A 2,038-nucleotide genomic window follows, 5' to 3' on the forward strand; every position below is an offset into this window, starting at 1 on the left:
GATGCCGGTACGGCTGGCCGGCGGCAGCCAAGAGGAGCGCGATGTCTATTAGCGCCGCGCTGACGGTTCTGTTCCTGCTGGGCACTTGTGCAGAGGCCCAGCAGCAGGCGAGCGACGTCCTGCTGGCCAGCTTCGCGCCGCCCGAGGTCGCGTACCAGGGCCAGCTCATGGTCGTCACCCGGTACGGCGAGCGCACGACGGAAAAGACGCTCACGGTTTCCTTCGCCCCGCCGGACCGCTATCGCCGGGAGGTCGTGGACCGCTACGGCATCCCCGTGCTCACCATCGTCTCCGACGGTGAGGAGGAATGGATATACGACCGCCGGCGCGCCTCCGCCTGGCGCGGAGAGCCGGCCGACGCCGATTACAAGCTGCTCGATCCGGACGAGGAGCTGAACCTGCTCGAGGCGAACTATGAGTTCCGCCTCCGCCCGGACGAGAAAGTCGCCGGGCGCGAGTGCCGGATGCTGGAGGTGCGCGCGCGTTCCGGCGGCCGCCTGGTCCGCCGGCTCTGGGTCGATCGCGAGTACGGCATCGTGCTCCAGCGCGCCGCCTATCTCGCGGACGGAACGGAGGCGAGCCGGATGCACTTTCTCCATATCGATGTTCCCGCCGACGCGGACGACTGGGATTTTTCGTTCACGCCGCCGTCCGGGGTGCGCACGCAGAAGAACCGCTTGCGGCCGGATTACCTGGAGTTCGACGAGGCCGCGGCGGCGACCGATATGCAGCCGCGCATCCCTACCTGGCTCCCCCCCGGCTATCTTTTCGAGAGCCTCAACCTCCTGCCGTACCGGGGCGCGACGATACTGCATTTCCGCTTTACCGACGGCATCGACGTGCTGTCGCTGTTTCAGGCTCCGCGGCGCGCGCGCGTCAGCTACCAGGGGATGCTCGCCGCCGACGGCAGCTCGTCGCAGCACCTGCCGGTCGCGGGGGGCAGCGCGCGCCTGGTCCTGACCGCCGACGGGAAGTTCCTCGAATGGCGCGGCGATGATCACTTCGTGCTCTTCGGCCGCCTCGGCGCCGATGCGCTGCGCCGCGTCGCCGAATCGCTGGCGCCGGCCGGCAAGGAGGGCTCATGAAGACGGCGTGGGTGCTGGCGCTGCTGCTGATCCCGGCCGCTGTCTTCGCGGCCGAGGAGAACGGCCGGCGCGCGGAGCATAAGCTCGAAGGGGATATCAACGCGGCCCGCAGCGAGGTGCGGCGGACGCGGCGGCGGATAAAGAAGGCGCGCCGTGTCGGGAATGAGGAGACGGCCGCGCGCCTCGATAGCCGCCTTGGCGCCGCCAAGGAAGAGCATCGCCGCCGGCGCCGCAGCCTGGTGGCGGCGGTCGAGCGCGGCGAAGTGTCTCCCCGCTACCGCCGGCTCAAGGGCGAGATACGCGAGGACTTAAACGCCGTCCGCCGGGCGCGCCACGCCCTGAAAAAGGCCGTCGGCCGGTCGGACAACAAGGCCGCGGTGCGGGCGCAGGAGCGTCTGCGCAAGACCAAGCAGCGGCTCAAGAGTCGGCGCCGGCTGCTGCGCGAGCTCATGCGCAAAGGCGCGAAAGGAAAGCGCCGGAAGCAGCCTGAGCGAAGCGACGGGGGCGGCGCGCCGCCGGCCGCGGAGTGAGGCCGTGATCCGGCTCGACCGGCCGGAGCGCGTTCGCGACCAGCTGGCCTTCCTCTCGGGCCGGCGCAAGGAGCACTTCATCGCCTTCTATCTCAACGCCGACAACGGCCTCATCCATCGCGAGACGGTCTCGATCGGGACGCTGACCGCGAGCCTCGTCCATCCGCGGGAGGTGTTCGCGCCGGCCATCGAGCACCGCGCGGCGGCGGTGCTCGTCGCTCACAACCATCCCTCCGGAAACCCCCACCCTTCGGCCGAAGACCGCGCGGCGACGCGCCGGCTGGTCGCGGCCGGCAAGCTCCTGGGTATTCCTCTTATCGATCACGTCGTGATCTCGGAGCACCGCTACTTCAGCTTCCGCGAACGCGGCCTAATGTGATCTGTTGCCGTTCCCAGCGCCGGCTCCCCGCGGGAGCCGGCGCA

General features: G+C 69.9%; 3 protein-coding genes. All 3 read left to right on the top strand.

Annotated features, from left to right (window positions below; all coding sequences use genetic code 11):
- Positions 1–1,085 (top strand): hypothetical protein (locus KKA81_16735; GenBank protein ID MBU2652573.1); only part of this gene is annotated, 1,085 nt, incomplete at its 5' end.
- Complete coding sequence (locus KKA81_16740) at positions 1,082–1,615, top strand: hypothetical protein (protein ID MBU2652574.1); 534 nt, start codon at positions 1,082–1,084, stop codon at positions 1,613–1,615. The genes KKA81_16735 and KKA81_16740, both read left to right, overlap by 4 nt.
- A 4-nt stretch (positions 1,616–1,619) precedes the next feature.
- Positions 1,620–1,994 (top strand): DNA repair protein RadC, encoded by a 375-nt coding sequence (gene radC / locus KKA81_16745; GenBank protein MBU2652575.1) that lies wholly within the window; start codon positions 1,620–1,622, stop codon positions 1,992–1,994.
- The last annotated feature ends 44 nt before the right edge of the window (positions 1,995–2,038 follow it).

The organism is Bacteroidota bacterium, assembly GCA_018831055.1.
GTDB lineage: Bacteria > Bacteroidota > Bacteroidia > Bacteroidales > B18-G4 > M55B132.

Excerpts from the sequence above, each read along its gene's own strand:
- KKA81_16740 (MBU2652574.1), top strand. The coding sequence starts at position 1,082 with ATGAAGACGGCGTGGGTGCTGGCGCTGCTGCTGATCCCGGCCGCTGTC.